This window comes from Klebsiella sp. 2680, assembly GCF_900198535.1.
GTDB lineage: Bacteria > Pseudomonadota > Gammaproteobacteria > Enterobacterales > Enterobacteriaceae > Klebsiella > Klebsiella indica.
Genome location: NZ_FZNJ01000001.1, coordinates 241664 through 268023, shown reverse-complemented (window position 1 = coordinate 268023; position 26360 = coordinate 241664). Strand labels below are relative to the sequence as shown.

The window sequence follows — 26360 nt, the reverse complement described above, 5'->3', positions numbered from 1 at the left end:
GTGCCGCAGATCAGGAAATGACGAAACGAATCACCGCTTTTACCGCAATATCGCTGTGGTGTTCAATCATCGCTTCGTCGTCAATTTCTGGTAACGGATCGTCCATAAACAGGCTGCTGAAGGTATAAAAATTTGATACCTGGTAAAAACTCACGCTGCTGATCAACCGGTGAACATCGCGCGCTTCCAGCCCCGCCTGAAATATTCCCTGCTGCTGGCCGCGCTGCAGAATATCTTCGAGAATCGACAGGGCGGTGCGGTTTAATGGTTTCAGTTGACCGGATTTTTTCAGCCACTTGCCGCGCTGCATGTTTTCCATACAAATCACGCGAATAAAATCGGCGTGCGTGGCGTGAAAGCGCACGCTCCACTTCACCAGTTGTACCAGCGCTTCGACCGGCGGCACATTTTCCAGACCAAGCTGCTGCTCCGTTTCGCGGATCCGCGCGTAGACATGTTGTAATACCGCCAGATAAAGCTGTTCTTTAGTTTTGAAGTAATAGACCACCATACGCTTGGTGGTTTGCGCCTCGGTGGCGATCTGTTCCAGTCTCGCGCCCGACACGCCATGCCCGGCGAATACGGTAATGGCGGCCGCGAAGATCTTCTCTTTCAGGGAGAGTGCATCATCATGAGCAACGGGGGGCATAACGGCTCCTTTTCTGAGTTCTTAAGCTGAAAAAATAGGCATAGTGGTCGCAATGTCGCAACCCATCATGGCGCAATTGAACCAAATGATACATATTCAGATCTTATTCAGATCTTAGCGCTGATAATGACACGAGGATACGTATGCTGCGCTCCATCGCGACCGTCTCGATCTCCGGTACGTTACCTGAAAAGCTGCACGCGATTGCTGCGGCAGGCTATCAGGGCGTTGAAATCTTTGAAAACGATCTGCTCTATTATACCGGCACGCCGGCAGATATCCGTCATCAGGTGGCTGATTTAGGGCTAAAAATCACGCTTTTTCAACCCTTTCGTGATTTTGAAGGCGCCAGCCGCGACCAGTTTGCGGCGAATATGGAACGGGCCAGGCGCAAATTCGCGCTGATGCATGAGCTGGGCTGTGACACGATGTTGCTGTGCAGTAATGTCCAGCCGGATTGTTCTGCGGATGTTGAACTGCAGGTGGCGGATTTACGCGCTCTGGCTGAACTGGCAGAGCGCGAGGGCATCGCCATCGGCTACGAGGCGCTGGCCTGGGGCACGCACGTCAACCGCTGGCATCAGGCCTGGGAGCGGGTTAAAAGCGTCAACAGTCCGGCGCTGGGAATTGTCCTCGACAGTTTCCATGTTCTGGCGCGGGGCGACACGCTTCAGCGGCTGACGGAAGTCCCGGTGGAGAAAATCACTTTTGTGCAGATGGCCGATGCGCCGCGGATGAAAATGGATATCCTGGAATGGAGTCGGCATTTCCGCTGTTTTCCAGGGCAGGGACAACTGCCGCTGGTGGATTTTGCCTGCGAGCTGACCCGCTGCGGCTATCGCGGCCCGTGGTCGCTGGAGATTTTCAACGACAGCTTTCGCGGATCGCCCAACGGCGCGACGGCGAAAGACGGCTATCGCTCGCTGTTGTGGCTGGAAGAGCAGACCCGCCAGCGGTTACCGCAGAGTGACGCGCCGCTGTTTAGCCTGGCTGAACTCCCCGTTTATGCCGGGCTGGCGTTTATTGAATTTACCGCCGGTTCCGCGGAAGCTAACGAACTGGGACAAAGGCTGGCGCAACTGGGATTTGCCGAGGAGGGGACGCATCGTTCTAAATGCGTCTCCCTCTGGCGCAATGGCGGGGCTCGGGTGGTGGTCAACGCCCAGCCTCACAGTTGGGCCGACCATTTTTACCAGCGGCACGGGGTCTCACTCTGCGCCATGGCGCTGCGCGTCAGCCACAGCAGCACGATCGTGGCGCGCGCCCGCGCCTACGGTTACGCCACCTGGCAGGGGGATGCCGGGCCAAATGAAAGCTCAATCCCGGCGATTTGCGCCCCGGACGGCAGTCTGATTTACCTGATTGAAACGGGCGAGGATATTTACGCTCGCGATTTTCATCTGCGAACGGATCTCACCCTGCGTGAGGATTATTGTGGCATTGACCACCTGGCGCTTGGCATGGAAGCGGACAGCCGCGATAACTGGATTATCTTTTTCCGTACCGTATTCGGTTTCACCCTTGAGCATGAACAGACGCTGCCGGATCCCTACGGGCTGGTGCGCAGCCTGGCAGTGCGCAGCCCACAGGGGGATATTCGCCTGGCGTTAAATATTTCACAAAGCCGCGCGACTCAGATCGCCCGCTCGGTGGCCTGCTATCAGGGAGCCGGTTTACAGCATGCGGCTTTTGCCTGCCACGATTTACCCGACACGCTTGAACACGTGCCGCAGGTCTCCGTGAACGCGCTACCGATCCCGGCGAACTATTACGAGGATCTGCTGGCTCGTTTTGGCGACAAAGACTGCATTAACCAGCTAAAACGTCTGCACATTCTCTACGATCGCGACGATAGCGGCGGTGAGTTCCTGCACCTCTACACTCGTCCATTCTCATCCGGTCGTTTTTTCTTCGAGTTAATCGAGCGACGCAAAGGTTATGCGGCATATGGCGCGGTAAACGCGGCGGTGCGCCTGTCGGCGATGCGTTTGTCGGAGAAGCCGTGATGATTTCCTCCGTTTGTGGAAATTGGCTGCTGAAACAACCTGAACCCGGTTAATATATCGCTATATTTTCTGGAATATAGCGATGGGTGCTTATGACAACCTCTTTAAGGCTGTTAGCGGCGGGGAGCCTGAAAAGCGCGTTCCTTCCGCTGCTGGCGCGTTTTCAACAACAGTGTGGGATAACGGTCGAAGCGCAATTTGGCCCGGCAGGCCTGCTGCGTGAGCGTATCGAGGCCGGGGAGCCATGCTCTGTATTTGCTTCGGCTAATCGCCAGCATCCGCAGGCGCTGCGCCAGGCCGGGCTGGCCGGAGAGTGCCAGTTGTTCGCCCGTAACCAACTGATGCTGACCGCCCGCCGTGGCGCGGACACTGAAGCGCGGGACTGGCTGGCGCTGCTCAGCGATCCCGGATTGCGTCTTGCCACCTCCACGCCCGGCTGCGATCCATCCGGCGATTACACCTGGCAGCTTTTTTCTCGTATTGATGCGCGTTGTCCCGGCACTGGCGCCGCCATGATGGCCCGCGCGCAGCAACTGGTTGGCGGACGAGACTCTTTGCGGGTGCCTGCGGGAGAAATCGCCGGGGCATGGCTGCTTCATGAAAACGTAACCGATCTGTTTATCGGCTATGCGCATTATGCCATGCAGATGACGGCGTATGACGACCTGCGCATGCTGGTCATCCCTGCGCCGTGGAATATTTGCTGCGACTATCACCTGACGCAAATTGACCCCTGCGCCGGTGCCCGGCAGCTGTGCCGTTTTATCCTCAGTACCGAGGGCCAGCGCTATCTGAAAAACGCGGGGTTTTTGGGCATCAACGACGAATCGTAAACAGAGGAGCCAGCAGCGGTACCGCCGAGCCGGGATGATTGATTTTATGTACCGGCAAACCATAGGCATGCTGAAGATTCTCTTCCGTCAGCACGTCTGTTGATTTTCCCGCCAGCCACTGAAGGTTCGGCAGCAGGAGCAGAGTGTGGCTTGCCACCTGCAGAGCATGGGTCGGATCGTGAGTGGTAAAGAGCACGGTGCGTTTGTGGCGATGGGCAAGGTCGCTAATCAACTGCAATACCACCTGCTGGTTGGCGAGATCCAGCGCTGAGCAAGGTTCATCCAGTAACACATTCTGGCTGGCGCCCACCAGCGCCCGGGCGATCATCACCAGCTGCTGCTGTCCACCGGAAAGGGAGCGAAATACTTTGCTGGCCAGCGGCGCGATCCCCAGTTGCGCCAGCGCCTCCTGTACCCGGCGCTCATCTTCCGCTGAAGGCTGCGCAAACAGATTAACGTGGCGTGCCCGTCCCATCAGCACCACATCGCGTACCTGCCAGCTGAAAGCCGGACGAAATGACTGCGGCACCATTGCGATACCGCCCTGGCTGGCAAACTGACCGCCGAGCGGCGTCAGTACCCCGGTCAGGGTATCAAGCAGGGTGCTTTTACCGCGCCCGTTAGCGCCGAGTACCGCCCAGGTCTCGCCGGCGCGGCATTGCAGGCTCAGCGGCGCAAATAATGGCTGACGATGGCCGTAGCGTAATTCGGTTAAACGCAGAGAAGTGGTCATCCGTGCGCGCCTCTGCGCCGGGAGTGTACCAGCAACCAGGTAAACAGCGGCGCGCCAAGCAGAGCGGTAATAATACCAATGGGAATTTCCGCCTGCGTCAGCGTACGAGCAAGGTCATCGACAATAATCATAAAACTGCCGCCGAGCCAGAAAGCGGTTGGCAGAAGACGCCGATGATCGGCGCCTGCCAGAAGCCGGGCCAGGTGTGGGATCACCAGCCCGACCCACGCAATACTGCCGCTCACCGCGACCTGAGCGGCGACCAGAACCGCGCAGCACACCAGTACGCCGCGACGCAGGGCGGTGACGGAAACCCCCAGTCCGCGTGCGTCCTTGTCTTCCAGCGCCAGCAGGTTAATCCGCCAGCGTAGTTTAATGAGCACCGCTGCTGCGCAGGTTAGCGGAATCGCCATGATAAACACTTTGTGCCAGTTTGCCGTGGCGAAACTGCCGAGCAGCCAGAAGACAATATTCGGCAGCGTTTCTTCTGTATCGGCGAGATACTGCATCAGGCTTACCAGCGCGGCAAAAAAACCGCTGAGAATAATGCCCGAGAGAATCAGCGCCAGCGTGTTTTCCCGTCCCTGCAGTGCGGCAATCAGGTAAACCAGGATTAGCGCGGCAAGACCGAAGAAAAAGGTCGACGTCATCATCAGCGGGATATTGAGCCCCAGCAGAATCGCCAGCGTGCCGCCAAACGCGGAGCCGGAGGTCACGCCGATAATATGCGGGTCCACCAGCGGGTTCTGGAATACACCCTGCAACGTGGCCCCGCACAGCCCCAGCGCGCCGCCGGCCAGCAGCGCCATTACGATTCTCGGCAACCGGATCGACCAGACAATCTGCCCGGTCACATCGCCAGTGGCGGAAGCATGCCCTAACTGACGCAGAACTTCCGTCAGGCTCAGGGGATACTGGCCAAAACCGATCGAGGCGACGGCAATCAACAGCGTCGCCAGCGCGAGGGTATATTGCAGCAGGGCTGGATGACGCTTACTGAGCATCCGGTGTCCACTTCACGCGATAGAAACGCTGATAGTAATCCTGCGCTTGTGCATTGACATCAACGTTGTTATAGCGTGAGGGGTAGAGTTTTTTCGCCATCCACAGTTCGCCGATCGCCAGCGCTTCCGGCATTGGGTAGCCCCAGGCTTTGGCATATTCCGGCATCAGCCACACGCGGTGATTTTTCACCGCGTCAATGCGCTGCCACTGGGGATCGTTTTGTATCTGTTTCACTACGTTCGGGTAACGGTCCTGGACGAAAATGACCTGCGGATTCCATTGCAGCACTTGCTCCAGCGAGACCTGACGCGCGCCTTTTACGCTGGCGGCGGCGACATTTAACGCTCCGGCGTGCTTCATCATCAGCCCGGTATATTTGCCGGAACCATAGGTGTTGAGATCCGGGTTAGCCATATACACGCGCACCCGCTGGTTTTCCGGGATATCGGCCACCGGCGCGTTGGCTTTTGCGCGCGCGCTGAAGGTGTAATTGATCAGATCTTCAGCCTGTTTTTGACGATCGACGACGGTACCGATCAGGCGGATACCTTCTTTCAGGCCTTCATTGTATGCCTGCTCTTCGTTGACCATCGTCGGGTTCATTTTGTTTTTTTCGCCTGCGGCATCCTGGCGCAGCGAAATCGCCACCACCGGGATCCCGGCATTCTGAATCTGCTGGATCATCGCCTGCGGGGCATAGTTAGCGACGAACACCACCTGCGGGCGCAGCGCCAGCAGGCTTTCGATGTTGACCTGGGTCAGATCGCCCGGCGTCGGCAGTTTCTCAATGTTCGGCATAAAGCGGGCAAACTGCGGGCCGAGCTGTTTTTTCCAGCTGCTCAGGACGCCGACGATATCCTCTGCGGCGTTAAGCTGTACCAGCAGGTTTAAGGTCTGATGCTGGAGTACCACGACGCGGGTGACATGGTCGGGAAGGGTGACCTGGCGGCCTATCTGGTCGGTAATGGTTCGGTCGGCAAAGGCCGAATTGACGAACAGACTGGCGCTTAATAGCGTCAGCGTGAGCAAAAAGCGCGGGTGTTTGAACATGGCGTGACTCGATAGCGAATGAATTAACGTTATGCATTAGAATATATAGCGAAGTCAGGCGCAATGGTTATCGGCGCTTTTCCCTTTCAAAATGCGGGTTATTCGTAAAACACTTCTTCGTCAGCCATCCGTTCTTCGAGCTGGCTGGCTACTTTTTGCAACGCGACAAGGTATTTTTGCGCAGCCTGCTCAATGGTCATTGCTTTAGCCATATACACCAGATTCAGGCAGCCGATAACCCGCTGCTGGCTGCGGATTGGCACGGCAATGGCAGCGATTTTTTCTTCCTGTTGCCAGCCGCGGAAGTTTTCGCCATAACCATTTTGCCGGGTGCGTTCAAGAATCGCCGCCAGCTTTTCCGGTTCGCGGGCCAATTGATACTCCGCTTCCGGGCGTGCGGCCAGCATGTCGATGAGTGGGTTTCGCTCATGCTGTGGGGCGAAGGCCAGCCAGGTTAATCCGGACGCGGTCAGCAGCAAAGGCAAACGGCGGCCAACCATCGCCCGGTGAAAGGAGAGCCGACTAAACCGGTGCGTTGTTTCGCGCACCACCATCGCATCGACATCAAGGGTGGTGATGTCGGTGGGCCACAAAACTTCCCGCAACAGCTCGCCAAGCAGTGGGGTGGCGAGGGCAGAAATCCAATGTTCGTCACGAAATCCTTCGCTTAACTGGCGAACTTTGATCGTTAACCGAAAGCTGTCATCGGAACGGCTGCGGCGAACATATCCCTCCTCCTGTAGCGTTTCCAGTAGTCGTCTGACGGTGGTGCGATGCAGACCGCTAAACTCGGCCAGCGTGCTCACCGTCGCGCCTCCATCGAATTTATTTAACAAATTTAATAACAATAATCCGCGGCTTAATCCGCGCACTGTTTTGTAATCCGTCGATGAGTTTTCGATCATGCTACCTCAACAAAAATCAATTTAAACAACTATGTGCACCTGGTGCACATCTGATGATGTTTTGATTGTAGCGCAAATCATCGAACCTATACTGACCTCACAATAAAAAATATATTCACATTTAATTAACAAAATGCCGGGCGGATATTGTCCGAATGACGGCAATTTGTCCGAAGCGTGAGGTTCTGAACATGACAACATCGAATCCTGATATCCAGCCTGCCGTACAGCATATTGCTCAGGTTGCCATTGCCGGCGCGGGTCCGGTTGGCCTGATGATTGCCAACTACCTGGGGCAGATGGGGGTCAGCGTACTGTTGATTGAGAAGCTGGCATCGCTGATCGATTATCCCCGCGCCATCGGTATTGACGATGAGGCGCTGCGCGCGATGCAGGCGGTGGGGCTGGTGGACAATGTGCTGCCGCACACCACACCGTGGCACGCGATGCGCTTTCTTACCCCGAAAGGGCGCTGCTTTGCCGATATTCAGCCGATGACCGATGAGTTTGGCTGGTCGCGCCGGAATGCCTTTATTCAGCCGCAGGTTGATGCGGTGATGTACGACGGCCTGAAGCGTTTTCCGCATGTACGCTGCCTGTTCTCCCGTGAAGTCGAAGCCTTTACCCAGAATGGTGACAACGTCACCCTGAATATAAAAGGTCTCAATGGCGAGCGAGAAACAGTACGTGCCGACTGGCTGGTAGCCTGCGATGGCGGGGCAAGTTTTATTCGTCGCACACTGAATATTCCCTTTGAAGGTAAAACCGCGCCCAATCAGTGGATCGTGATCGATATCGCCAACGACCCGCTCGCGACGCCGCATGTTTATCTGTGCTGCGATCCGGTGCGTCCGTATGTGTCCGCCGCGCTGCCGCACGGGGTGAGGCGGTTTGAATTTATGGTGATGCCCGGCGAAACCGAAGCCCAGCTTAGCGAACCGGACAATATGCGCCAGCTGTTGAGTAAGGTGCTGCCGGACCCGGATCGCGTCGAGCTGATTCGTCAGCGTGTTTATACCCATAACGCGCGCATCGCCGAACGCTTTCGCGTAGACCGCGTACTGCTGGCGGGCGATGCCGCGCACATCATGCCGGTCTGGCAGGGGCAAGGTTATAACAGCGGCATGCGCGATGCGTTCAACCTGGCGTGGAAACTGGCGCTGGTGGTGAACGGGAAAGCCGGGGACTCGCTGCTGGACAGCTACCAGCAGGAGCGACGGGATCACGCCAAAGCGATGATTGACCTGTCGGTTACCGCCGGTAATGTCCTGGCGCCGACGAAACGCTGGCATGGCGCAGTGCGCGACGGTATCTCGTGGCTGCTCAACTACCTGCCGCCGGTTAAACGCTACTTCCTCGAAATGCGATTCAAGCCGATGCCGCAGTATCGCGACGGCGCGCTGCTGGCCGAAGGCGAAAGTAAGACTTCACCGGTCGGCAAAATGTTTATCCAGCCGAAAGTGACGCTTGAGGGCGGCCAGGTGACGCTGCTGGATGAAGTGATTGGCGCCAGGTTCGCCATTATCGCCTGGGGCTGCAACCCGCTGTGGGGGTTAAACGATGAGCAGATTTCCCGTTGGCGCGCCGCTGGGACCTGTTTTATCCAGGTGGTGCCAGACATACAAATTCACCGCCAGCAGGACAACGTTCCCGGCGTCATCCGCCTCGGCGACGCACAAAACCGTCTGAAAAGCTGGTTTGCACAGCATGGTACCGCCATCGCCGTTGTGCGACCGGATCGCTTTGTCGCGACGGTGGCGATACCGCAAACCCTGGGCAACAACCTCGACGCGCTGGCGAACAAAATGCAGCTGGCGCCCGCACAACCCGCAACAACCATTGAACAGGTGGCTTGATATGAATGTCTGGCTTCATTGTCTTTCTCATACCCCGCTGGTGGGCTACGTAGACCCGGAACAGGCGGTGCTGGACGAGGTCAACGGTGTCATTGCCGAAGCGCGGGCGCAAATTGCCGCCTTTGACCCGGAACTGGTGGTGCTGTTTGCCCCCGATCACTACAACGGCTTTTTCTACGATGTGATGCCGCCGTTCTGCCTGGGGATCGGCGCAACCTCCATCGGCGATTTCAGCAGCGCCAGCGGCGTTCTGCCGGTGCCGACGTCGCTGGCAGAGGCCTGCGCCCATGCGGTGATGAAAGACGGGATCGATCTGGCGGTTTCTTACTGCATGCAGGTGGATCACGGCTTTGCGCAACCGCTGGAGTTCCTGCTTGGCGGGCTGGATAAGCGGCCGGTTCTGCCGGTGTTTATCAACGGCGTCGCCACGCCGCTGCCGGGATTTCAGCGCACCCGCATGCTGGGCGAAGCCATTGGCCGCTTCCTTACCACCCTGAATAAACGGGTATTAATCCTTGGCTCCGGCGGATTGTCGCATCAGCCGCCGGTGCCGGAGCTGGCGAAGGCCGACGCCCATATGCGCGACCGGTTGTTGGGCAGCGGCAAGCAGTTGCCGCCGGATGAACGGGAACGTCGCCAGCAGCGGGTCATTAGCGCAGCGAAACAGTTTACTAAGGACCAGAACTCGCTCTATCCGCTCAACCCCATCTGGGACAACCGCTTTATGAGCCTGCTGGCGCAGGGGCGGCTGGCGGAGCTGGACGCCATCAGTAATGAAGAACTGTCGGCAATGGCAGGGAAATCGACGCACGAAATTAAAACCTGGGTGGCCGCCTTTGCCGCGCTATCCGCTTTTGGCAACTGGCGCTGCGAGAGCCGTTATTACCGACCTGTCCCCGAGTGGATCGCCGGATTTGGCTCGCTGAGCGCCACCACGCTGAACTGAATTAAAGGGAGAAGATGATGAGCTACCAACCACAAACTGAAGCCGCCACCAGCCGTTTCCTCAACGTCGAAGAGGGCGGAGAAACATTATGTATCCATTTTAACGACTGCGGCCAGGGGGATGAAACCGTGGTCCTGCTGCACGGTTCCGGCCCCGGCGCCACCGGCTGGGCCAACTTCAGCCGCAATATCGATCCGCTGGTCGAGGCGGGCTACCGGGTGATTTTGCTGGATTGCCCTGGCTGGGGGAAAAGCGATTCCATCGTCAACAGCGGCTCCCGTTCTGACCTGAACGCCCGGGTGTTGAAAAGCGTTATTGACCAACTGGAGATCAGCAAAGTGCATCTGCTGGGCAACTCCATGGGCGGCCACAGCGCGGTGGCCTTTACCCTGAGCTGGCCGGAACGCGTCGGCAAGCTGGTGCTGATGGGCGGCGGAACCGGCGGGATGAGTCTGTTTACCCCGATGCCAACGGAAGGCATCAAGCTGCTGAATGGCCTGTACCGTGAGCCGACTATCGAAAACCTGAAAAAGATGATGAATATCTTTGTCTTCGATCCCCGCGATCTGACCGACGCGCTGTTCGAAGCCCGACTCAACAATATGCTGTCCCGCCGGGAACATCTGGATAATTTCGTCAAGAGCCTGGAAGCCAATCCGAAACAGTTCCCGGATTTTAGTCCGCGGCTCGGCGAAATTAGCGCACAAACCTTAATTGTCTGGGGGCGTAATGACCGCTTTGTGCCGATGGACGCCGGGCTACGTCTGCTGGCCGGGATCAATGGCTCAGAACTGCATATCTACCGCGACTGCGGCCACTGGGCACAGTGGGAGCATGCGGACAGTTTCAATCAACTGGTGCTCGATTTTCTGGCGCGAACCTGAGGAACCATCATGACTTCGTTATCTCTTGAACAACTGGCGCAACGGTTGCGTGAGGCGGAAACCACGGGCCAGGCGATGGAACCGCTGCGCGATATTCCTGGCGTCGATAATGCCGAGGCGGCTTACGCCATCCAGAAAATTAACGTGCGGCATCACGTCGCGAATGGTCGCCGGGTGGTGGGGCGTAAGGTGGGGTTGACCCATCCTAAAGTGCAGCGACAGCTGGGCGTTGACCAGCCGGACTTTGGCACCCTGTATGCCGATATGTGCTACGGCGATAACGCCGACATCCCGTTTTCCCGGGTGCTGCAGCCGAAAATTGAGGCAGAAATTGCCCTCGTGCTCAGGCATGACCTGCCACACACCGATACCACCTTTGATGAACTCTATGCCGCTATTGACTGGGTGCTACCTGCGCTGGAGGTGGTTGGCAGCCGCATTCGTGACTGGTCGATTGGTTTTGTCGATACCGTGTCCGATAACGCCTCCTGCGGCGTCTACGTGCTTGGTAGCCCGGCGCGACGCCCGGACGGGTTGGATTTAAAAAACTGCGTCATGCGTATGACCCGTAATCAGGAGGAGGTTTCCAGCGGGTGCGGCAGCGAATGTCTCGGTCATCCGCTAAATGCGGCGGTGTGGCTGGCGCGCAAAATGGCCAGCCTCGGCGAGCCGCTACGGGCCGGGGATATTGTGCTGACCGGGGCGTTAGGCCCAATGGTGGCGATTAACGCCGGCGATCGTTTCGCGGCTGATATCGACGGTTTAGGTTCAGTCGCGGCCACTTTTGTCGCCGAAGAGGAAGGCAGTGATGAGTAAACGTAAAGTCGCGATTATTGGTTCCGGCAATATCGGCACCGATTTAATGATCAAAATTCTGCGTCACGGGCGACATCTGGAGATGGCGGTGATGGTCGGCATCGATCCTGAATCCGACGGCCTGGCCCGCGCCCGGCGCATGGGGATTGCCACTACCTACCAGGGGGTTAGCGGCCTGCTGCAGATGGCGGAATTCGCCGATATCGACTTTGTTTTTGACGCCACCAGCGCCGGGGCGCATGTGAAAAACGACGCCGCGCTGCGGGAAGCCAAACCGGGGATCCGCGTTATCGACCTGACGCCGGCGGCTATTGGCCCGTACTGTGTACCGGTGGTCAACCTTGCGGCCAATCTTGCCGAGGGCAACGTTAATATGGTGACCTGCGGCGGTCAGGCGACTATCCCGATGGTGGCGGCGGTATCCAGGGTGGCGAAAGTGCACTACGCGGAAATTATCGCTTCGATTGCCAGTAAATCCGCAGGGCCGGGAACGCGGGCCAATATTGATGAATTTACCGAAACCACCTCACAGGCTATTGAGAAAGTCGGCGGGGCGGCGAAAGGCAAAGCGATTATCGTGCTGAACCCGGCGGAGCCGCCGCTAATGATGCGCGATACCGTTTATGTACTCAGCGAAGCGGCGTCGCAGCAGGAAATTGCCGCTTCGATCGCGGAGATGGCGGCGGCAGTGCAGGCTTATGTGCCGGGATACCGCCTGAAGCAGCAGGTACAGTTTGAGGTGATCCGCGAAGATAAGCCGGTGAATCTGCCGGGCGTTGGCCGCTTCTCCGGCCTGAAAACCGCGGTTTACCTGGAAGTTGAAGGGGCGGCGCACTACCTGCCAGCCTACGCCGGTAACCTCGATATTATGACCTCGGCGGCGCTGGCAACGGCGGAAAAAATGGCCCAGGCGATGAACGACACGGCGGGAGACGCGGCATGAACGGTAAAAAACTCTATATCTCAGACGTGACCCTACGCGATGGCATGCACGCCATACGCCACCAATACTCTCTCGATCATATCCGCCAGATTGCCCGGGCGCTGGACAGCGCAGGCGTGGATTCAATAGAAGTCGCCCACGGTGACGGTTTGCAGGGATCGAGCTTCAATTACGGCTTTGGCGCACACAGCGATATTGAGTGGATTGAAGCGGCGGCAGAGTCGGTCAGTCAGGCGAAAATCGCCACGTTATTGCTGCCGGGCATCGGAACGTTGCACGATCTTAAAAATGCATATCAGGCCGGGGCGCGGGTGGTGCGGGTCGCGACTCACTGTACTGAAGCGGATGTTTCCGCGCAGCATATTGCCTTTGCCCGGGAACTGGGAATGGACACCGTTGGTTTTTTGATGATGAGCCATATGATCCCGGCGGAACAGCTGGCGCAGCAGGCGCTGAAGATGGAATCGTACGGCGCGACCTGTATCTATGTGGTCGATTCCGGCGGCGCGATGAATATGAACGATGTTCGCGACCGTTTCCGCGCCCTGAAGACGGTACTGAAGCCGGAAACCGCTACCGGGATGCACGCGCACCATAACCTGAGTCTTGGGGTCGCCAACTCAATAGTCGCGGTGGAAGAGGGCTGCGACCGGATCGACGCCAGCCTGGCAGGAATGGGCGCTGGCGCGGGTAACGCGCCGCTGGAGGTATTTATCGCTGCGGCCGATAAGCTTGGCTGGAACCACGGTACCGATCTCTACGCGTTAATGGACGCTGCCGACGAACAGGTGCGCCCGCTACAGGACCGCCCGGTGCGCGTTGACCGGGAAACGTTGGCGCTGGGCTACGCCGGAGTGTACTCCAGTTTCCTGCGCCATAGCGAAGTGGCGGCGGCCCGTTACGGGTTGAGCGCGGTCGATATTCTTGTCGAGCTGGGCAAGCGGCGGATGGTGGGGGGACAGGAAGATATGATCGTCGATGTCGCGCTGGATCTGCTTAACCAGCATAAAAAATAAAAGAAACGCGCGGCTGGCAAGGTATCAGCCGCCATTCACCTGTTCCGATTATCAGGATATCTCCTGGGTACACTATGATGACGACCAATACTGCACGCGCTTCACGCCTGATGTTAACCGTCGGGCTCTGTTTTATGGTGGCCCTGATGGAAGGGCTGGATCTGCAGGCGGCGGGTATTGCCGCCGTGGGTATGGCGCGGGCGTTCGCGCTGGATAAAATGCAGATGGGCTGGGTTTTCAGCGCCGGGATCCTAGGCCTGCTGCCCGGCGCGCTGATTGGCGGTATTCTGGCGGACCGCCATGGCCGCAAGCGGATTCTGCTGGGTTCGGTTTTCCTGTTTGGCCTGTTCTCGATTGCCACTGCGCTGGCGTGGAGTTTCCCGGTGCTGCTGTTGGCACGCGTGTTTACCGGCATCGGGCTGGGGGCGGCGTTACCGAATCTGATTGCGTTAACCTCGGAAGCCGCCGGTCCCCGCTTTCGCGGCAGAGCGGTCAGCCTGATGTACTGCGGCGTTCCCATTGGCGCGGCGCTGGCGGCGGCGCTGGGTTTTTTCGGTCTCGCGAACGCCTGGCAGACGGTATTCTGGGTTGGCGGTATCGTTCCGCTGTTGCTGGTGCCATTATTGATTCGCTGGCTGCCGGAATCGCCGATTTTTCAGCATCGCACGACAAGCGTGCCGCTGCGCACGTTGTTCGCACCGGATAATGCCACCGCTACCTTGCTATTGTGGTTGTGCTATTTCTTCACTTTGCTGGTGGTGTATATGCTGATTAACTGGCTGCCGATGCTGTTAGTCGGTCAGGGATTCAGCTCCGGCGACGCGGCGGGAGTGATGTTTGTTCTGCAGCTTGGCGCCGCCTGCGGCACTTTGCTGCTGGGCACGCTGATGGATAAGCTCAGTCCGCTATGGATGTCGCTGCTGATTTACTGCGGTATGCTGGCGTCGCTGCTGGCTCTGGGAACCGCCACATCGCTGGGGGCGATGCTATTTTCAGGGTTCGTCGCCGGACTGTTCGCCACCGGCGGGCAGAGCGTGCTCTATGCCCTGGCTCCGCTGTTTTATCGTAGCGAAATCCGCGTCACCGGGGTGGGTAGCGCGGTGGCGATTGGCCGCCTTGGCGCGATGAGCGGCCCGCTGCTGGCCGGGAAAATGCTGGCATTGGGGACCGGCACTGTTGGGGTGATGGCCGCCTCCGCCCCCGGTATTTTGCTGGCCGGCGTGGCGGTGTTCTGGCTGATGAAACGCCAGAAGCGTTCGGCGGTGGCCTGAGGTTTTTTTGGCAGGACGGGGTAACGTTGCTGACTACCGTCCCGCAGAAGGCAGTGAACCCGTAGCCCCGGTAAGCGTAGCGCCACCGGGGAGAAAGAATTTGAAGTTGCACTGGTTTACCGGTTAATGCCGTCACTTCGGGCTGCGCGTATCCTGTCAGCAGACTGCTGCCACAGGTGACAACGTCACGTTCGGCGGAGGGGATCGTCTTCAGCAACTGGCGCAACTGCGAACGGAGCGCTTAAAAATCCATCTTCACCGTGAACTGTACTTCACGTGGGTCGCCAATCTGGTTACTGAGATTATTGGAGCCGATCGATGAGGTGTAATAGGTCTTATCGAACAGGTTCTTCACGTTAACCTGTAGAGTGACCGGATATTGCAGCTTCATCTTATAGGCCGCGAATACATCCGCTACCGCATAGCCCTGCAGATAATAGTCCGCGCCGTTGGTGCCGGAACGTTTGCTCACCGCGTGACCGCCGCCGCCGATGGTCAAGGTGTTACTGTCATAAACGTTATGAATGTCGTAGCTCAGGAACAGCGAGCCGGTGTGCTTCGGCACGTTTGGCAGCGGTTTGCCTTTGTAATCAGGGTCATCGGTCACTTTCGCGTCGGTATAACCGTAGCTGGCAATCACGCTCAGGTTATCGGTCAATGAGCCGGCAACATCCACTTCGACGCCGCGCGAGCGCACTTTCCCGGCGGTTTTGGCAATGGTTTCATCACCCACCGATTCGGTATAGAGAACATTACGCTTATCAATATCAAACAGCGCGATATTGGCGGTTACCCCGTTGAACAGCTCGAACTTAGCGCCCAGTTCGTAAGCGGTGGACTCTTCCGGCGGCAGGTTGCCGATATAGCTGGCGATGGAGGATTGCGGCATAAACGACTGCGCCACGTTACCGAACAGCGAGACAGAGGGCGTCAGCTTATAGACGAGGCCGACTTTCGGCGTCCATTTCTGGTCGCTGCTGTCGGTATTGGCGTTAAACGGACGGCCTTTACCCGCGTACTGGGTGTAATACTGATAGCGCACCCCGGCAACGGCAATCCAGTTATCGGTGAGATATAGCGCGTCCTGAACATAACCCGCATAGCTCTCCTGCCGAATACGCTGATCGCTATCGGAGGCCGAGACGCTGGAGCATTTGCCGACCGTGCCATAAACCGGGTTATAGATATTGAATCCCTGCACTTTCTTACAGCGGATCATATCGGTCCGCAGCAGATCGTAATTCTCGTAAGCCACGCCGGTAAGGATCTCGTTGTAGAAGCCGCCAATGACCACGTTACCCTGTAAATCCGCCCGCGTGGCGTGCATTTTCTGGGTTGAGCCGTGGGTAGCGTCGACGCGACGGGTCAGGTCACCGGTCGCGGAATCGTAGGCCATCACGCGGGCCTGGTTATCGTTGTAGTGATCCTGGCTGTAGCTGTAGTCAAATCGCGCGGTCCAGGCGTCATCGAGACGGTATTCCGCATTCAGCTGCGCGAGGTCGGAGTAACCCTCGGTAATGTTAAACGGTTCATCAAAACGCGTTTTGCGATCGACGTTAACCGCATGGCCGGTGTTCAGATCGAAGATGGTACCGCGATCGAACGGCGTGCTGTAGTTACGGTGGGAATACGACACGTTAACCGTCGCCCGATCGCCGAACCAGGTCAGGGAAGGGTTGATAAAGCTGCTCTTCTGCTTGCCGAAACTGCGCCAGTAGTCTTCGTTCTGGTATTCGCCAATCAGGCGATACGCGAGGCGCGTGCCTTCGACAGGGCCGGTGACATCAAACTGACCGGTGCCGCCGCCAAAGCTGGTGGAGGTGGCGGAAATCGAGCCGCCAAAGGTACGCGCCGGGCGTTTGGTGACCACGTTAATCAGTCCGCCGGGATCGAGAATACCGTACAGCGTTGACGCCGGGCCTTTAAGGACTTCGACGCGTTCGGTCGCGGCGGTAAAGCTGCGCGGTAGCACGGTGCGCAGCCCGTTGGTCATAATCGAACCGTCGCGGTTAGCGCCAAAGCCGCGGCGGGTAAATGCATCCTGAGTCCCGCCGAGGGTATTGGTCTGTACAACGTTGGCGACGTTATACAGCGCCTCGTCGAGGTTGGTGGCGTGCTGATCCTGTAGCACCTTGTCGCTCACGGTATTGACCACCTGGGGAATGTCCAGCATCGGCATCGTGGTCAGGGTAGCGGTTGAGGTGTTGACCGGTTGATAACCGTTGGTGGCGTTCTGTTGCGTGTTGTCGGCCACCACCGTAATGGTTTCATCGGCGGTTTTTTTCTCTTTATCGGCGCTATTTTCCGCAGCCAGGATCCCCGGAGAGGTTAAAAAAATCAGTGAAAAAAGCGCACGCCCTTTTAATGTCGAAAAAGGGACATTTAATGGAGTCATTTTCTGTTTCTCGTGAACGAACCTCGCCTTTGCGGGGAGGTAAAGCCAATAAAATCATTGCCCTGAAATATAGGTCTATCTGTTTTTACGCCAGTTTGCGGCCAGATATGTAATTGAGAATCATTCAATCACGAAGGAATGTAGTAGTAAATGTTATGTAAGATAAAAAAACAGCAAAAGAAATAATCAATGAGTTACCGGAAAATATTAAAGGCGAATGTTATTTATTTTATTGTTTTTAATGATAATTAAATCATAGTGATGTTATGTGTTTTTGAATGATGTTTCGCTGTAGCCGGGATGCTAATGGGGTATTGACTACTACATTCATCCGCCGCATGATCAAAAGAGAATGAGAGTTATTTTTGTTTGAGTGCGGAACGCGCGGGCCTGTCGCCACGCCGTTGCGGCGCGGGAGTAAGTTATGCCACAGCGGGTGTTGCCTGCAGAGCAGGGGATTGTCCTGGATTCCCTGTCGGCCGGATATGGCCAGACGCGAATTGTCGATAATATTCAATTGACGATCCCCCACGGGAAAATGACGGTACTGGCCGGCGCCAACGGCTCGGGTAAATCAACGCTGCTGTCGACCATCGCCAGGATGCTCAGGCCGCTGGGCGGCTGTGTGCGCCTGGACGGTGAGGAAATTCATCAGATGCCGACCCGGGAAGTTTCCCGTCGTTTAGGTATTTTACCGCAATCGCCGCTGACGCCCGAAGGGCTGACGGTCTTTGAACTGGTCTCGCGCGGGCGTTATCCCTGGCAGGGGCTGATGCGTCAGTGGTCCGATGTCGATGAACAGGCAGTCGAAGAGGCGCTCCGGCTCACCGGCACCGCCGAATTCGCCCATCTGGCGGTGGATAGTCTTTCCGGCGGCCAGCGTCAGCGCTGCTGGATTGCAATGGCCCTGGCGCAGCAAACGGCGACTATTCTGCTTGATGAGCCGACCACCTGGCTCGATCTGCGCTATCAGGTGGACATTCTCGAACTGCTGCAAACCTTAACCCGCGATCATGGCCGCACCGTGGTGACCGTGCTCCACGATCTGAACTTTGCGGTGAACTACGCTGACATGCTGGTATTTCTCAAAAAAGGGCATATCGCTGGCGTGATCGGTGAAGGTGAGCTCTGTACGCCGGAGCTGATTAAAACCGTCTTTGACGTTGACGTGCAGATGTCCCTCAACCCGCTGACCGGTAAACCCTTTTTTATGCCCTTTCGCGCACGCGGGGAGGGGGCATGACGAGCGCCTCCGTGCGGCTCCTGCCGCGCCGACAATCCCGGCCGCGGCTGACGCTGGTACTGCTGAGCTTACTGCTGCTCGGCGGTTCGCTGGTGCATCTTGGTCTTGGTGCGCGCTGGATTGCGCCGCACACGGTGCTTCAGGCGCTGTTGCACTACGACCCGCGCAATTTCGATCACCGCATTATTGTTGATTTACGCCTGGTCCGGCTGGCGGCGGCGCTGCTCACCGGCGCGGCGCTTGGCGTGGCGGGGCTGCTGCTGCAGACCGTGATCCGCAATCCGCTGGGTGAGCCGCATATTCTCGGCCTTAACGCCGGGGCCTCGCTGGCGGTGGTGGCGACCTCTGCGCTGGGGATAAGCTTCGGCGGCGTCGCACTGGCACGCCCCCTGACCGCCGTCTGCGGCGCGGCGCTGCTGTTTGGTGGCGTGATGCTGCTCTCTTCCTCCGGGCGCGGCGGGGTGACGCCATTACGTATTACCCTCTGCGGGGTGGCGCTGTCGGCGTTTGCCTCGGCGGTGACGGCGGCGATTCTGATCCTCGATGAGCAAACGCTGCTGGCGATACGTACCTGGCTGGCGGGCGACCTGGCCGGTCTGAACTGGCGCACGCTGCGTTCAGCGCTGATCCCGGCCCTGAGCGGGCTGATCATCGCCCTGGTGATAGCGCCGCGTCTGAACGTGCTGGCGCTGGGCGATAAAGTCGCTCTGGGGCTGGGGGTCAGGATTATGCAGACCCGACTGCTGGGACTGGCGGCGATTGCTTTACTCTGCGGCTCGGCGGTGGCGGTGGCCGGACCGATTGGCTTTGTCGGGCTGGTGGTGCCGCATGTGGTGCGTCGGCTGGTTAGCGAAGATATTCGCCTGGCGCTACCGCTGGCCGCCCCGGTTGGCGCGCTGCTGCTGTTGCTGGCGGATATCGCCGCCCGCACGCTGGTGGCGCCCCAGGAGCTGGCGACCGGCGCGATGACCGCGCTGGTGGGCGCGCCGGTGTTTATTTTTATCGCCGCGAGGTTTTTTAAATGAAACGCGCCGTCCGTCGCGCCGGATTTCGTCCCCTTGCTATCGGCTACCGGCATATTTTACTTCGCCCGGCGGCGTTAAAAACCGCCGCTGGATTGCTGTTCGCCATCCTGTTACTGGCGCTGTTCGGCCTGACCCGTGGCAGCTTTCCGATGCCATCAGGAACCTTACTTCGCGCGCTGATGTCGCCAGAAAACGTGGCCGAACAGCAGCGCTTTATTCTGTTTGATATCCGCCTGCCAAGGCTGTTTATGGCGCTGCTGAGCGGGGCGATGCTTGGTCTGGCGGGTGCGGCGATGCAGAGTATTACCCGCAACGGTCTGGCGGACCCCGGCCTGATCGGCGTGAAAGAGGGAGCCAGCATTGTGGTGCTGGCGCTGGTGCTGTTCTTTCCGGCGGTGGGATTAGTCTGGCGGCCGCTGGCGGGGATGCTCGGCGGCGTGCTGGTGGCGCTGCTGGTGTTGCTATTGGCGCGAGATTGCTCGCGTCCGCGTTTTATTCTTATCGGGATCGGCGTGTCGTGGACGCTGGCTTCAGCGGTTGGCATTTTTATGACCACCGCCGACGTGCGCGACGTGCAGACGGCGATGATCTGGCTGGCGGGGAGTCTGCACGCGGCGACCTGGCCGCTGTTGGCCGTGGCCTTCTGCTGGGCGTTGCCGGGGGCGCTGATTCTGTTTCTTACCGCGAGGGCCGCCGATGTGGCGCTGCTGGGCGACCGTACCGCAATCGGTCTTGGCGTTCGTTTACAGCAACTGACGCTGCTGCGCTTTTTTGCGCCGGTGCTGCTGACTTCGGCGAGCGTCTCCTGCGTCGGCAGTCTCGGTTTTGTTGGTCTGATGGCACCGCATATGGCGCGCTTTTTGCTGCGTGGCGGCCAGGTGGCGCTGCTCAGCGGCAGCGCGTTAGTTGGCGCGCTGCTGGTACTGGTCACCGATACCATCGGCCGACTGGCTTTCGCGCCGCTACAGATCCCGGCGGGAATCGTGATTGCTCTGGTTGGTTGCCCATTTTTTATTGTGCTGCTCTGGCGTCGCCGTGACGCCCTGTAAATCAAAAAGGATTGCTATGCGTTGGTTCGTTTCTCTGCTGCTGCTGTTGGCGGGCGTCGCCGCGGCCGCCGATACGCAAACTTTCACCGACGATTCAGGTCGCACGGTGACGGTTCCGCTGCATCCGCAGCGTATTGTATCGATGCACGATCTGGATATTACCATTCCGCTTATTGAGCTTGGGGTTCCGCCGGTGGCCAGCCACGGGCGCACCCGCCCGGACGGCAGCCACTTTTTACGCGCCAGCGCGCAGTTGACTGGGGTTGATTTCGATAACAGCGCGATTCAGTTTATCGGCACGGCGGACATCGACCTTGAAGCAGTAGCCGCTGCGAAACCAGATTTGATTATCACTGAACCCAGTCGTCATGTCCCGATAGAACAACTGGAGAAGATTGCGCCAACGGTAAGTATCGATCATTTGCAGGGCAGTGCGCCGCGTATTTATCGCAAGCTGGCGCAGCTGACCGGCACCCAGGCCAGGCTGGCGATCCTTGAGCGCCGCTATCAGGCGCAGATTAAGCAACTGAAGGCGACGGTCGATACGCAGAAGATCGTCGTCTCGGTGATTCAGGCTAACAACGGCAAGGTGACCGTACACCATTCCTATCATGCGCTGGGGCGCGTACTGCGCGATGCCGGGTTCCGTTTCCCGCCGCTGATCGACAAGATACCCGATGGTCAGCGGATTGACGTTAGCGCCGAGCAGTTGCCGGAGCTGGATGCCGATTTCGTGTTCGCCACCTGGCGTTCCGATACCGGCGGTAAACCGCAGGATGAACTGCAGGCGATGGAAGGCGTTATGCCTGGCTGGTGTGACTTTATGCGCGCCTGCCGGAGCGGGCGCTATATTTTGCTGCCGCGTGAGGATGTGATTTCTAACTCGTTTGCCGCACTGACGCTGATGGTTGCCGAGGTGCAGTCGCATATTGCCGGTCGGCCAATGCCCGAGGGGGAGAAATGAAAACCGCGGAGAGAAGAGAGAGAGGGCGGGTCGACCTGTTCGGCGAGCGTTTTCGCGCCCGTGCGCATCAGCTTTCGCCACGCCTGCTGGCGGTAGCCAGCTATATCAATGATAACCGCAAAGTGGTGCTGGAGCGCACGGCGATGGAGATCGCCACCGCGACCCATACCTCGGATGCCACGGTCGTGCGCGCGATCCAGGCGCTGGGTTTCGCCGGACTGCGCGAACTGAAACAGACCATGGAGCGCTGGTTCGGTCCGTCGCCGACCTCGGCGGAAAAAATGCTCTCGACGGTGAGCGAACTGTCCAGCGATATCAATTCAAGTATTAATTTCGTGCTTGAAGGGCATCAGCGGGCTTGCGAGGTGCTCTCCCGACCTGATAACCGTGCGGCGATGGCGCAGGCGGTGGCGCTGCTGACCGACGCCCGTCAGGTGGGAATTTTCGGTATCGGCGCATCGGGTATCCTGGCGGAATATACCGCGCGGCTGTTGAGCCGCATTGGTTTGCCTGCGTATGTGATGAACCGCACCGGGTTCAGTCTTGCCGAGCAGTTGATTAGCCTGCAGCGTGGCGATGTGCTGATTATGATGGGGCAAAAATCCCCGCACCGTGAGGGGATGACAACGCTACGTGAAGCCCGGCGGCTCGGGATCCCGACAATCTTGTTAACGCAGGCGGTCGATTCTCGCTTTAGTCAGGAGGCGCAGGTGGTCATCGACGTGCCGCGCGGCGGCGATAACGGACGAGTGCCGTTACACGGCACGGTTCTGGTGTGCCTGGAGATGATTGTGCTATCGGTCGCTTCTACCGCGCCGCAAAAGACGGTGAAATCGATGAAGCGGATCAATGAATTGCATCGCGCGATTGGTAAATCCGGCGGTAAACGGAGCTAAACGACAGATAATCCACTATCAGAAAGGTTTTTGGTTGCATGCCATACTAAGCCTGTGTATTTTTATGCAACATAAATGCATAAAAAGGAGTTTCTATGATTAAGCACTGGCTGAAAGCAGGTTGTCTGATGGCGGCGCTGATGGGCAGCGTTCAGGCGGCTCAGCAAACGTATGTGGTTGGCGCGGGCGGCACCTATCGCCCGTTTGAGTTTGAAAATAGCCAGAAACAGCTGGAAGGTTTTGACATTGATATCATTAAAGCGATCGCCAAAGCGGAAGATTTTGATATCAAACTGGTTAATACGCCGTGGGAAGGAATTTTCGCCACCCTGAGCACCGGCGATCGCGATATTATCATTTCCGGGATCACCATTACCGATAAGCGTAAGCAGATGGTTGATTTCTCGGCCCCTTATTTCCCGGCAGAGCAGTCCATCGTTGTTCCGGCGGATTCGAAAGTCACCTCGCTGGCGGCGTTGAAAAACGAGAAAGTTGGCGTGGTGAACTCCAGCACCGGTGATATCGTGGTTTCTGAGGTGCTGGGAAAAAACAGCACCGCTATCAAGCGCTTTGATAACACTCCGCTGATGTTGCAGGAGCTGTTTGAGGATGGCGTAAGCGCGGCGGTAGGCGATGTTGGCGTAGTGAAATATTACATCAAGCAGCATCCAGAAAAGCAGTTCAAACTGGTGCCGGACGCGAAATTTGAGCGTCAGTATTTCGGTATCGCGGTGGCGAAAGGCAACAGCGAACTGCGGGCGAAAATCAACGCCGGATTACAGAAAATCATCGCTGACGGCACCTATGCCAAAATCTATAAAACCTGGTTCGACGACAACGTTCCGACGCTGCCAGCGCAATAATCCGCAGTTTGTTTTCATCACGGCTATCGACTCTGGCGATAGCCGTATTTTTTAGGGAAGAATTATGACGGGATTCCGTTGGGAGATCATTGAGGAGTACGGTCCGTTGTTTATCGACGGCGCCTTGATGACCATTAAATGTACCATTATCTGCGTGATCCTCGGCACCCTGTGGGGGCTGACTCTCGGGCTGGGGCGTATGGCGAAAGCCGAACACGGCGTGTGGAAATACGTTCTGCGTTACCTGGTGCAGTTTCCGGTACGTTTCTACGTTAGCGCATTTCGCGGCACGCCGCTGTTTGTGCAAATTATGGTGGTCCACTTCGCGCTGGTGCCGCTGTTTATCAACCCGCGCGATGGGCTGCTGGTTACCAGCGGGATAATGAGCGCCGATTTGGCCCGTGAACTGCGTTCTGACTATGGCGCGTTTCTTTCCTGTGTCGTGGCGATTACGCTGAATGCCGGCGCTTATGTGTCGGAAATTTTCCGCGCCGGTATTCAGTCGATCGATAAAGGACAAATGGAAGCCTCTCGCGCCCTGGGGATGCCGTGGTGGAAGACCATGCGTCAGGTGATTCTGCCCCAGGCGTTTCGCCGCATTCTGCCGCCGCTGGGCAACAATGCTATCGCCATTGTGAAAGATTCTTCGCTGGCCTCGGCAATTGGTCTCGCCGATCTGGCCTACGCCGCGCGTACCGTTTCCGGCGCTTACGCCACCTATTGGGAACCGTATCTGACGATCTCTCTGGTTTACTGGGTGATTACTTTCCTGCTGGCGCAGCTGGTTAACCGTCTGGAAAAGAGGTTTGGCAAAAGTGATTCATATTAAAAATCTGCATAAGCGCTTCGGCGACAGCCATGTTCTGCGCGGCATCAGCTGCGATATCAAACCACAGGAAGTGGTCTGCATTATCGGTCCGTCAGGTTCGGGGAAAAGCACCTTTCTGCGCTGTATGAACGCGCTGGAAACCGTCAGTGAAGGTGAGGTTGAGGTTAATGGTTTTGCCGTTCACGATCGCGCTACCGATCTCAATAAGATGCGTGAAAGCGTCGGCATGGTTTTTCAGCGCTTCAACCTTTTCCCGCATAAAACGGTGCTGGAAAACCTGATTATGGCCCCGATAAGCCTGCGCGGCATGGTGCGAACGGAAGCGGTACATCTGGCTGAGGAACTACTGGCTAAGGTGGGGCTGAGCGATAAGCGCGACGCCTGGCCTTCCAGTCTTTCCGGCGGTCAGCAGCAGCGGGTGGCGATTGCGCGGGCGCTGGCGATGCAGCCTTCGATTATGCTGTTTGATGAGCCCACCTCGGCGCTGGATCCTGAGCTGGTGGGCGATGTACTGGAAGTGATGAAAAATCTCGCCAGCGAAGGGATGACGATGGTGATCGTGACTCACGAAATGGGGTTTGCCCGCGAAGTGGCCGACCGGGTTATTTTTATCGACCAGGGCATTATTCAGGAAGAGGGTAAACCGGTGCAGATCTTTAGCGCGCCAACTAACCCGCGCACCGCCGCTTTTCTGAGTAAAGTGCTGTAACGGTCTCCGTCCCGGCGTAGGTGCGCCGCCGGGGGCGGCCCGATAGTTAAAATCTATTGCGCCGCCTCGCTAATATCATTAATTTTTTCTTCACGTTCATTCGCGTCCGCTAACAGCGTTTTTTCGTTTGTGCCAAGGCACTGGATCAACAGGAACAGCACGCCGCTGGCCAGCAGCGCCATCACCAGCCCATCATAACCGACGACGCTGATCAGGAGTCCGCTGACTACCGGACCCGCCACGCTGCCCGCCGACCAGAAGAAGCCTAATAGCGCGTTGATCATAATTAGCTTCTGCCCGGAGAAGGTTTTCCCGGCGCGAACCAGCGAAAGGGTATAGAGCGCCCCCGCCGCGGCGCCGAGAATCAAACAGCCGCTAATCAACGGGATATGCGACGACAGCAGGAAAGGCAAGGCCAGCAGAGCGAGGCAGAAGACCACCGCGCAACTGAGATGCACGCGGCGAATGCCAAAGCGGTCGGCAATCCAGCCCAGTGGCGCCTGAAACACGGCATCGCCGGTTAATACCACCGTCACCAGCAGTACCGCCATCACATCATTTAACCCTTTATCCATACCGTAGAGCGGCAGCAGCGCCAGAATGCTGGCGTCGAAAAAGGCAAAGCAGAATACGCCGGAGGCCAGCACGGGTAAAAAGGCGCCAAGGCTGCGCCAGCCGGGGCGTTCGGCGAGCCGCTCTCGGCTGCCGGAAGGTAAATGGCGGAGCATCAGCAGGCAGGCGAAGGTCACGATGCCGACCAACAACAGCGTCCAGAGCCGATATGCCTCTCCGGCGGAAATCAACAGCGGCCCCGCCAGCTGGCAGCCGGTAAACGCGGAGGCATAAATGCCGGTAAGCATCGCCCGGTTTTTGCCCGCCGCGCCGCCAGTGATCCAGCTTTCGCCAAGTACGATAATGACCCCCGAAGCCAGGCCGGTAACCAGTCGCGGCAGCAGGAGATGAGCGAGAGATAAAGCGAGGCAGGAGGCGATTGTCGCCAGCGCCAGCGCCACCAGGCTGACGGAAAGCAGCGTTCCCATCTCAAAACGCCGGCACAAGGCCGGCGAGAGGAAGGAGGAGAGCATCATTCCCGCTGGCGGCAGCGCGGCCAGCAGACCGACGTAGAAGGCATCAATCTGCTGCTGCGCCAGCGCAAGACTGATTAAAGGCACCGTATAGCCAGTGATAAATCCCACTAATGACGCCGCCATGATCATCGCCAGCGTGGGGGCCAGACGATTCTGCTCTGGGTTAAACATTTTATTTCCGATAACGGAGAAGTGAAGAGTGAATTATTCGGTAAAATTACCATATGGCTGCATAATAATTAATCATGAGCCGTATGTCACCGGGGATCTGACTGTAAAAAGGGTGAACTGGCGCAATACCATATGAAAACGGATCGTCGTTGAATTGAGCGGAAGTTGTCAGGGCGCTGGCGAAAGGATATAACCAACAGGCTGGCGGGGTACCT

The 26360-nt window shown here is 57.7% G+C and carries 22 protein-coding genes and 3 pseudogenes; 17 read left to right on the top strand and 8 right to left on the bottom strand.

Translation table 11 applies throughout. From position 1 onward, the window contains the following. Positions 1-10 precede the first annotated feature (10 nt). The gene (locus tag FN037_RS01415; protein WP_138358739.1) at positions 11-649 is read right to left on the bottom strand and encodes a TetR/AcrR family transcriptional regulator; all 639 of its coding nucleotides are present in this window, start codon (positions 647-649) and stop codon (positions 11-13) included. Positions 650-792: 143 nt separating this feature from the next. Here FN037_RS01415 and FN037_RS01410 point away from each other — a divergent pair, with 143 nt between their 5' ends. Both FN037_RS01410 and FN037_RS01405 read left to right on the top strand, forming a co-directional pair. Beyond that, positions 793-2655 carry a bifunctional sugar phosphate isomerase/epimerase/4-hydroxyphenylpyruvate dioxygenase family protein gene (locus FN037_RS01410; protein ID WP_142501409.1) on the top strand — a complete coding sequence of 621 codons (1863 nt, stop codon included), beginning with the start codon at positions 793-795 and terminating at the stop codon, positions 2653-2655. Between the two features lie 92 nt (positions 2656-2747). Further along, positions 2748-3488, top strand: a complete 741-nt coding sequence (locus FN037_RS01405; protein WP_138358743.1) for a substrate-binding domain-containing protein — start codon at positions 2748-2750, stop codon at positions 3486-3488. Here the strand turns inward: FN037_RS01405 and FN037_RS01400 are convergent. The 4 genes from FN037_RS01400 to FN037_RS01385 form a co-directional block, all read right to left on the bottom strand. Next, positions 3472-4221, bottom strand: a complete 750-nt coding sequence (locus FN037_RS01400; protein WP_142501408.1) for an ABC transporter ATP-binding protein — start codon at positions 4219-4221, stop codon at positions 3472-3474. The two genes, FN037_RS01405 and FN037_RS01400, sit on opposite strands and share 17 nt — an antisense overlap. Continuing rightward, positions 4218-5225, bottom strand: coding sequence for an iron ABC transporter permease (locus FN037_RS01395; protein ID WP_142501407.1), 1008 nt, complete (start codon positions 5223-5225; stop codon positions 4218-4220). The genes FN037_RS01400 and FN037_RS01395 overlap by 4 nt, the downstream gene beginning before the upstream one ends. Next, positions 5215-6276 carry an ABC transporter substrate-binding protein gene (locus FN037_RS01390; RefSeq protein ID WP_138358749.1) on the bottom strand — a complete coding sequence of 354 codons (1062 nt, stop codon included), beginning with the start codon at positions 6274-6276 and terminating at the stop codon, positions 5215-5217. The genes FN037_RS01395 and FN037_RS01390 overlap by 11 nt, the downstream gene beginning before the upstream one ends. 98 nt (positions 6277-6374) lie before the next feature. Next, entirely contained in the window at positions 6375-7181 is an 807-nt protein-coding gene (locus FN037_RS01385; RefSeq protein WP_142501406.1) for a DNA-binding transcriptional regulator, read from the bottom strand. A 191-nt stretch (positions 7182-7372) separates the two neighbouring features. Here FN037_RS01385 and FN037_RS01380 point away from each other — a divergent pair, with 191 nt between their 5' ends. The 7 genes from FN037_RS01380 (at position 7373) to mhpT (ending at position 14913) form a co-directional block, all read left to right on the top strand. Next, positions 7373-9037, top strand: a complete 1665-nt coding sequence (locus tag FN037_RS01380; RefSeq protein ID WP_138358753.1) for a bifunctional 3-(3-hydroxy-phenyl)propionate/3-hydroxycinnamic acid hydroxylase — start codon at positions 7373-7375, stop codon at positions 9035-9037. Position 9038: 1 nt separating this feature from the next. Beyond that, positions 9039-9983, top strand: a complete 945-nt coding sequence (mhpB, locus tag FN037_RS01375; RefSeq protein WP_138358755.1) for a 2,3-dihydroxyphenylpropionate/2,3-dihydroxicinnamic acid 1,2-dioxygenase — start codon at positions 9039-9041, stop codon at positions 9981-9983. A gap of 17 nt (positions 9984-10000) precedes the next feature. Then, on the top strand, positions 10001-10867 hold the full coding sequence (gene mhpC, locus FN037_RS01370) for a 2-hydroxy-6-oxonona-2,4-dienedioate hydrolase (RefSeq protein WP_138359009.1): 867 nt from the start codon (positions 10001-10003) through the stop codon (positions 10865-10867). A gap of 9 nt (positions 10868-10876) precedes the next feature. Further along, positions 10877-11683 (top strand): 2-keto-4-pentenoate hydratase, encoded by an 807-nt coding sequence (gene mhpD / locus FN037_RS01365; RefSeq protein WP_138358757.1) that lies wholly within the window; start codon positions 10877-10879, stop codon positions 11681-11683. Continuing rightward, entirely contained in the window at positions 11676-12626 is a 951-nt protein-coding gene (mhpF, locus tag FN037_RS01360; RefSeq protein WP_142501405.1) for an acetaldehyde dehydrogenase, read from the top strand. Before mhpD ends, mhpF begins: the two co-directional genes overlap by 8 nt. After that, entirely contained in the window at positions 12623-13642 is a 1020-nt protein-coding gene (gene mhpE / locus FN037_RS01355; protein WP_138358761.1) for a 4-hydroxy-2-oxovalerate aldolase, read from the top strand. Before mhpF ends, mhpE begins: the two co-directional genes overlap by 4 nt. 74 nt (positions 13643-13716) lie before the next feature. Then, entirely contained in the window at positions 13717-14913 is a 1197-nt protein-coding gene (gene mhpT / locus FN037_RS01350; protein WP_142501404.1) for a 3-(3-hydroxy-phenyl)propionate transporter MhpT, read from the top strand. Positions 14914-15016: 103 nt separating this feature from the next. Here mhpT and FN037_RS24485 read toward each other — a convergent pair. Together FN037_RS24485 and FN037_RS01345 are read right to left on the bottom strand one after the other, a co-directional pair. After that, positions 15017-15148: pseudogene (locus FN037_RS24485) on the bottom strand (hypothetical protein); the annotation flags it as partial. A gap of 6 nt (positions 15149-15154) precedes the next feature. Continuing rightward, the gene (locus FN037_RS01345; RefSeq protein WP_142501860.1) at positions 15155-17227 is read right to left on the bottom strand and encodes a TonB-dependent siderophore receptor; all 2073 of its coding nucleotides are present in this window, start codon (positions 17225-17227) and stop codon (positions 15155-15157) included. A 505-nt stretch (positions 17228-17732) separates the two neighbouring features. Here FN037_RS01345 and FN037_RS01340 point away from each other — a divergent pair. The 8 genes and pseudogenes from FN037_RS01340 to FN037_RS01305 all read left to right on the top strand — a co-directional run bounded on the left by FN037_RS01340 (position 17733) and on the right by FN037_RS01305 (position 24886). Further along, on the top strand, positions 17733-18551 hold the full coding sequence (locus FN037_RS01340) for an ABC transporter ATP-binding protein (RefSeq protein WP_142501403.1): 819 nt from the start codon (positions 17733-17735) through the stop codon (positions 18549-18551). Beyond that, positions 18548-19576 (top strand): FecCD family ABC transporter permease, encoded by a 1029-nt coding sequence (locus tag FN037_RS01335; protein ID WP_142501402.1) that lies wholly within the window; start codon positions 18548-18550, stop codon positions 19574-19576. The genes FN037_RS01340 and FN037_RS01335 overlap by 4 nt, the downstream gene beginning before the upstream one ends. Beyond that, entirely contained in the window at positions 19573-20625 is a 1053-nt protein-coding gene (locus FN037_RS01330; protein ID WP_142501401.1) for a FecCD family ABC transporter permease, read from the top strand. Before FN037_RS01335 ends, FN037_RS01330 begins: the two co-directional genes overlap by 4 nt. Next, positions 20616-21589 (top strand): annotated as a pseudogene (locus tag FN037_RS01325) (iron-siderophore ABC transporter substrate-binding protein); the annotation flags it as partial. The gene FN037_RS01330 and the pseudogene FN037_RS01325, both read left to right, overlap by 10 nt. Beyond that, positions 21555-22485, top strand: a pseudogene (locus FN037_RS01320) (MurR/RpiR family transcriptional regulator). The pseudogenes FN037_RS01325 and FN037_RS01320, both read left to right, overlap by 35 nt. A gap of 95 nt (positions 22486-22580) precedes the next feature. Then, the gene (locus tag FN037_RS01315; RefSeq protein ID WP_138358791.1) at positions 22581-23348 is read left to right on the top strand and encodes a basic amino acid ABC transporter substrate-binding protein; all 768 of its coding nucleotides are present in this window, start codon (positions 22581-22583) and stop codon (positions 23346-23348) included. A 64-nt stretch (positions 23349-23412) separates the two neighbouring features. Then, positions 23413-24177, top strand: a complete 765-nt coding sequence (locus tag FN037_RS01310; protein ID WP_138358793.1) for an amino acid ABC transporter permease — start codon at positions 23413-23415, stop codon at positions 24175-24177. After that, positions 24164-24886 carry an amino acid ABC transporter ATP-binding protein gene (locus FN037_RS01305; RefSeq protein WP_142501859.1) on the top strand — a complete coding sequence of 241 codons (723 nt, stop codon included), beginning with the start codon at positions 24164-24166 and terminating at the stop codon, positions 24884-24886. Before FN037_RS01310 ends, FN037_RS01305 begins: the two co-directional genes overlap by 14 nt. Positions 24887-24939: 53 nt before the next feature. Here FN037_RS01305 and FN037_RS01300 read toward each other — a convergent pair whose 3' ends face one another. After that, positions 24940-26145: an MFS transporter gene (locus FN037_RS01300; RefSeq protein ID WP_138358795.1), complete on the bottom strand. Its 1206-nt coding sequence runs from the start codon at positions 26143-26145 to the stop codon at positions 24940-24942. Positions 26146-26360 lie beyond the last annotated feature (215 nt).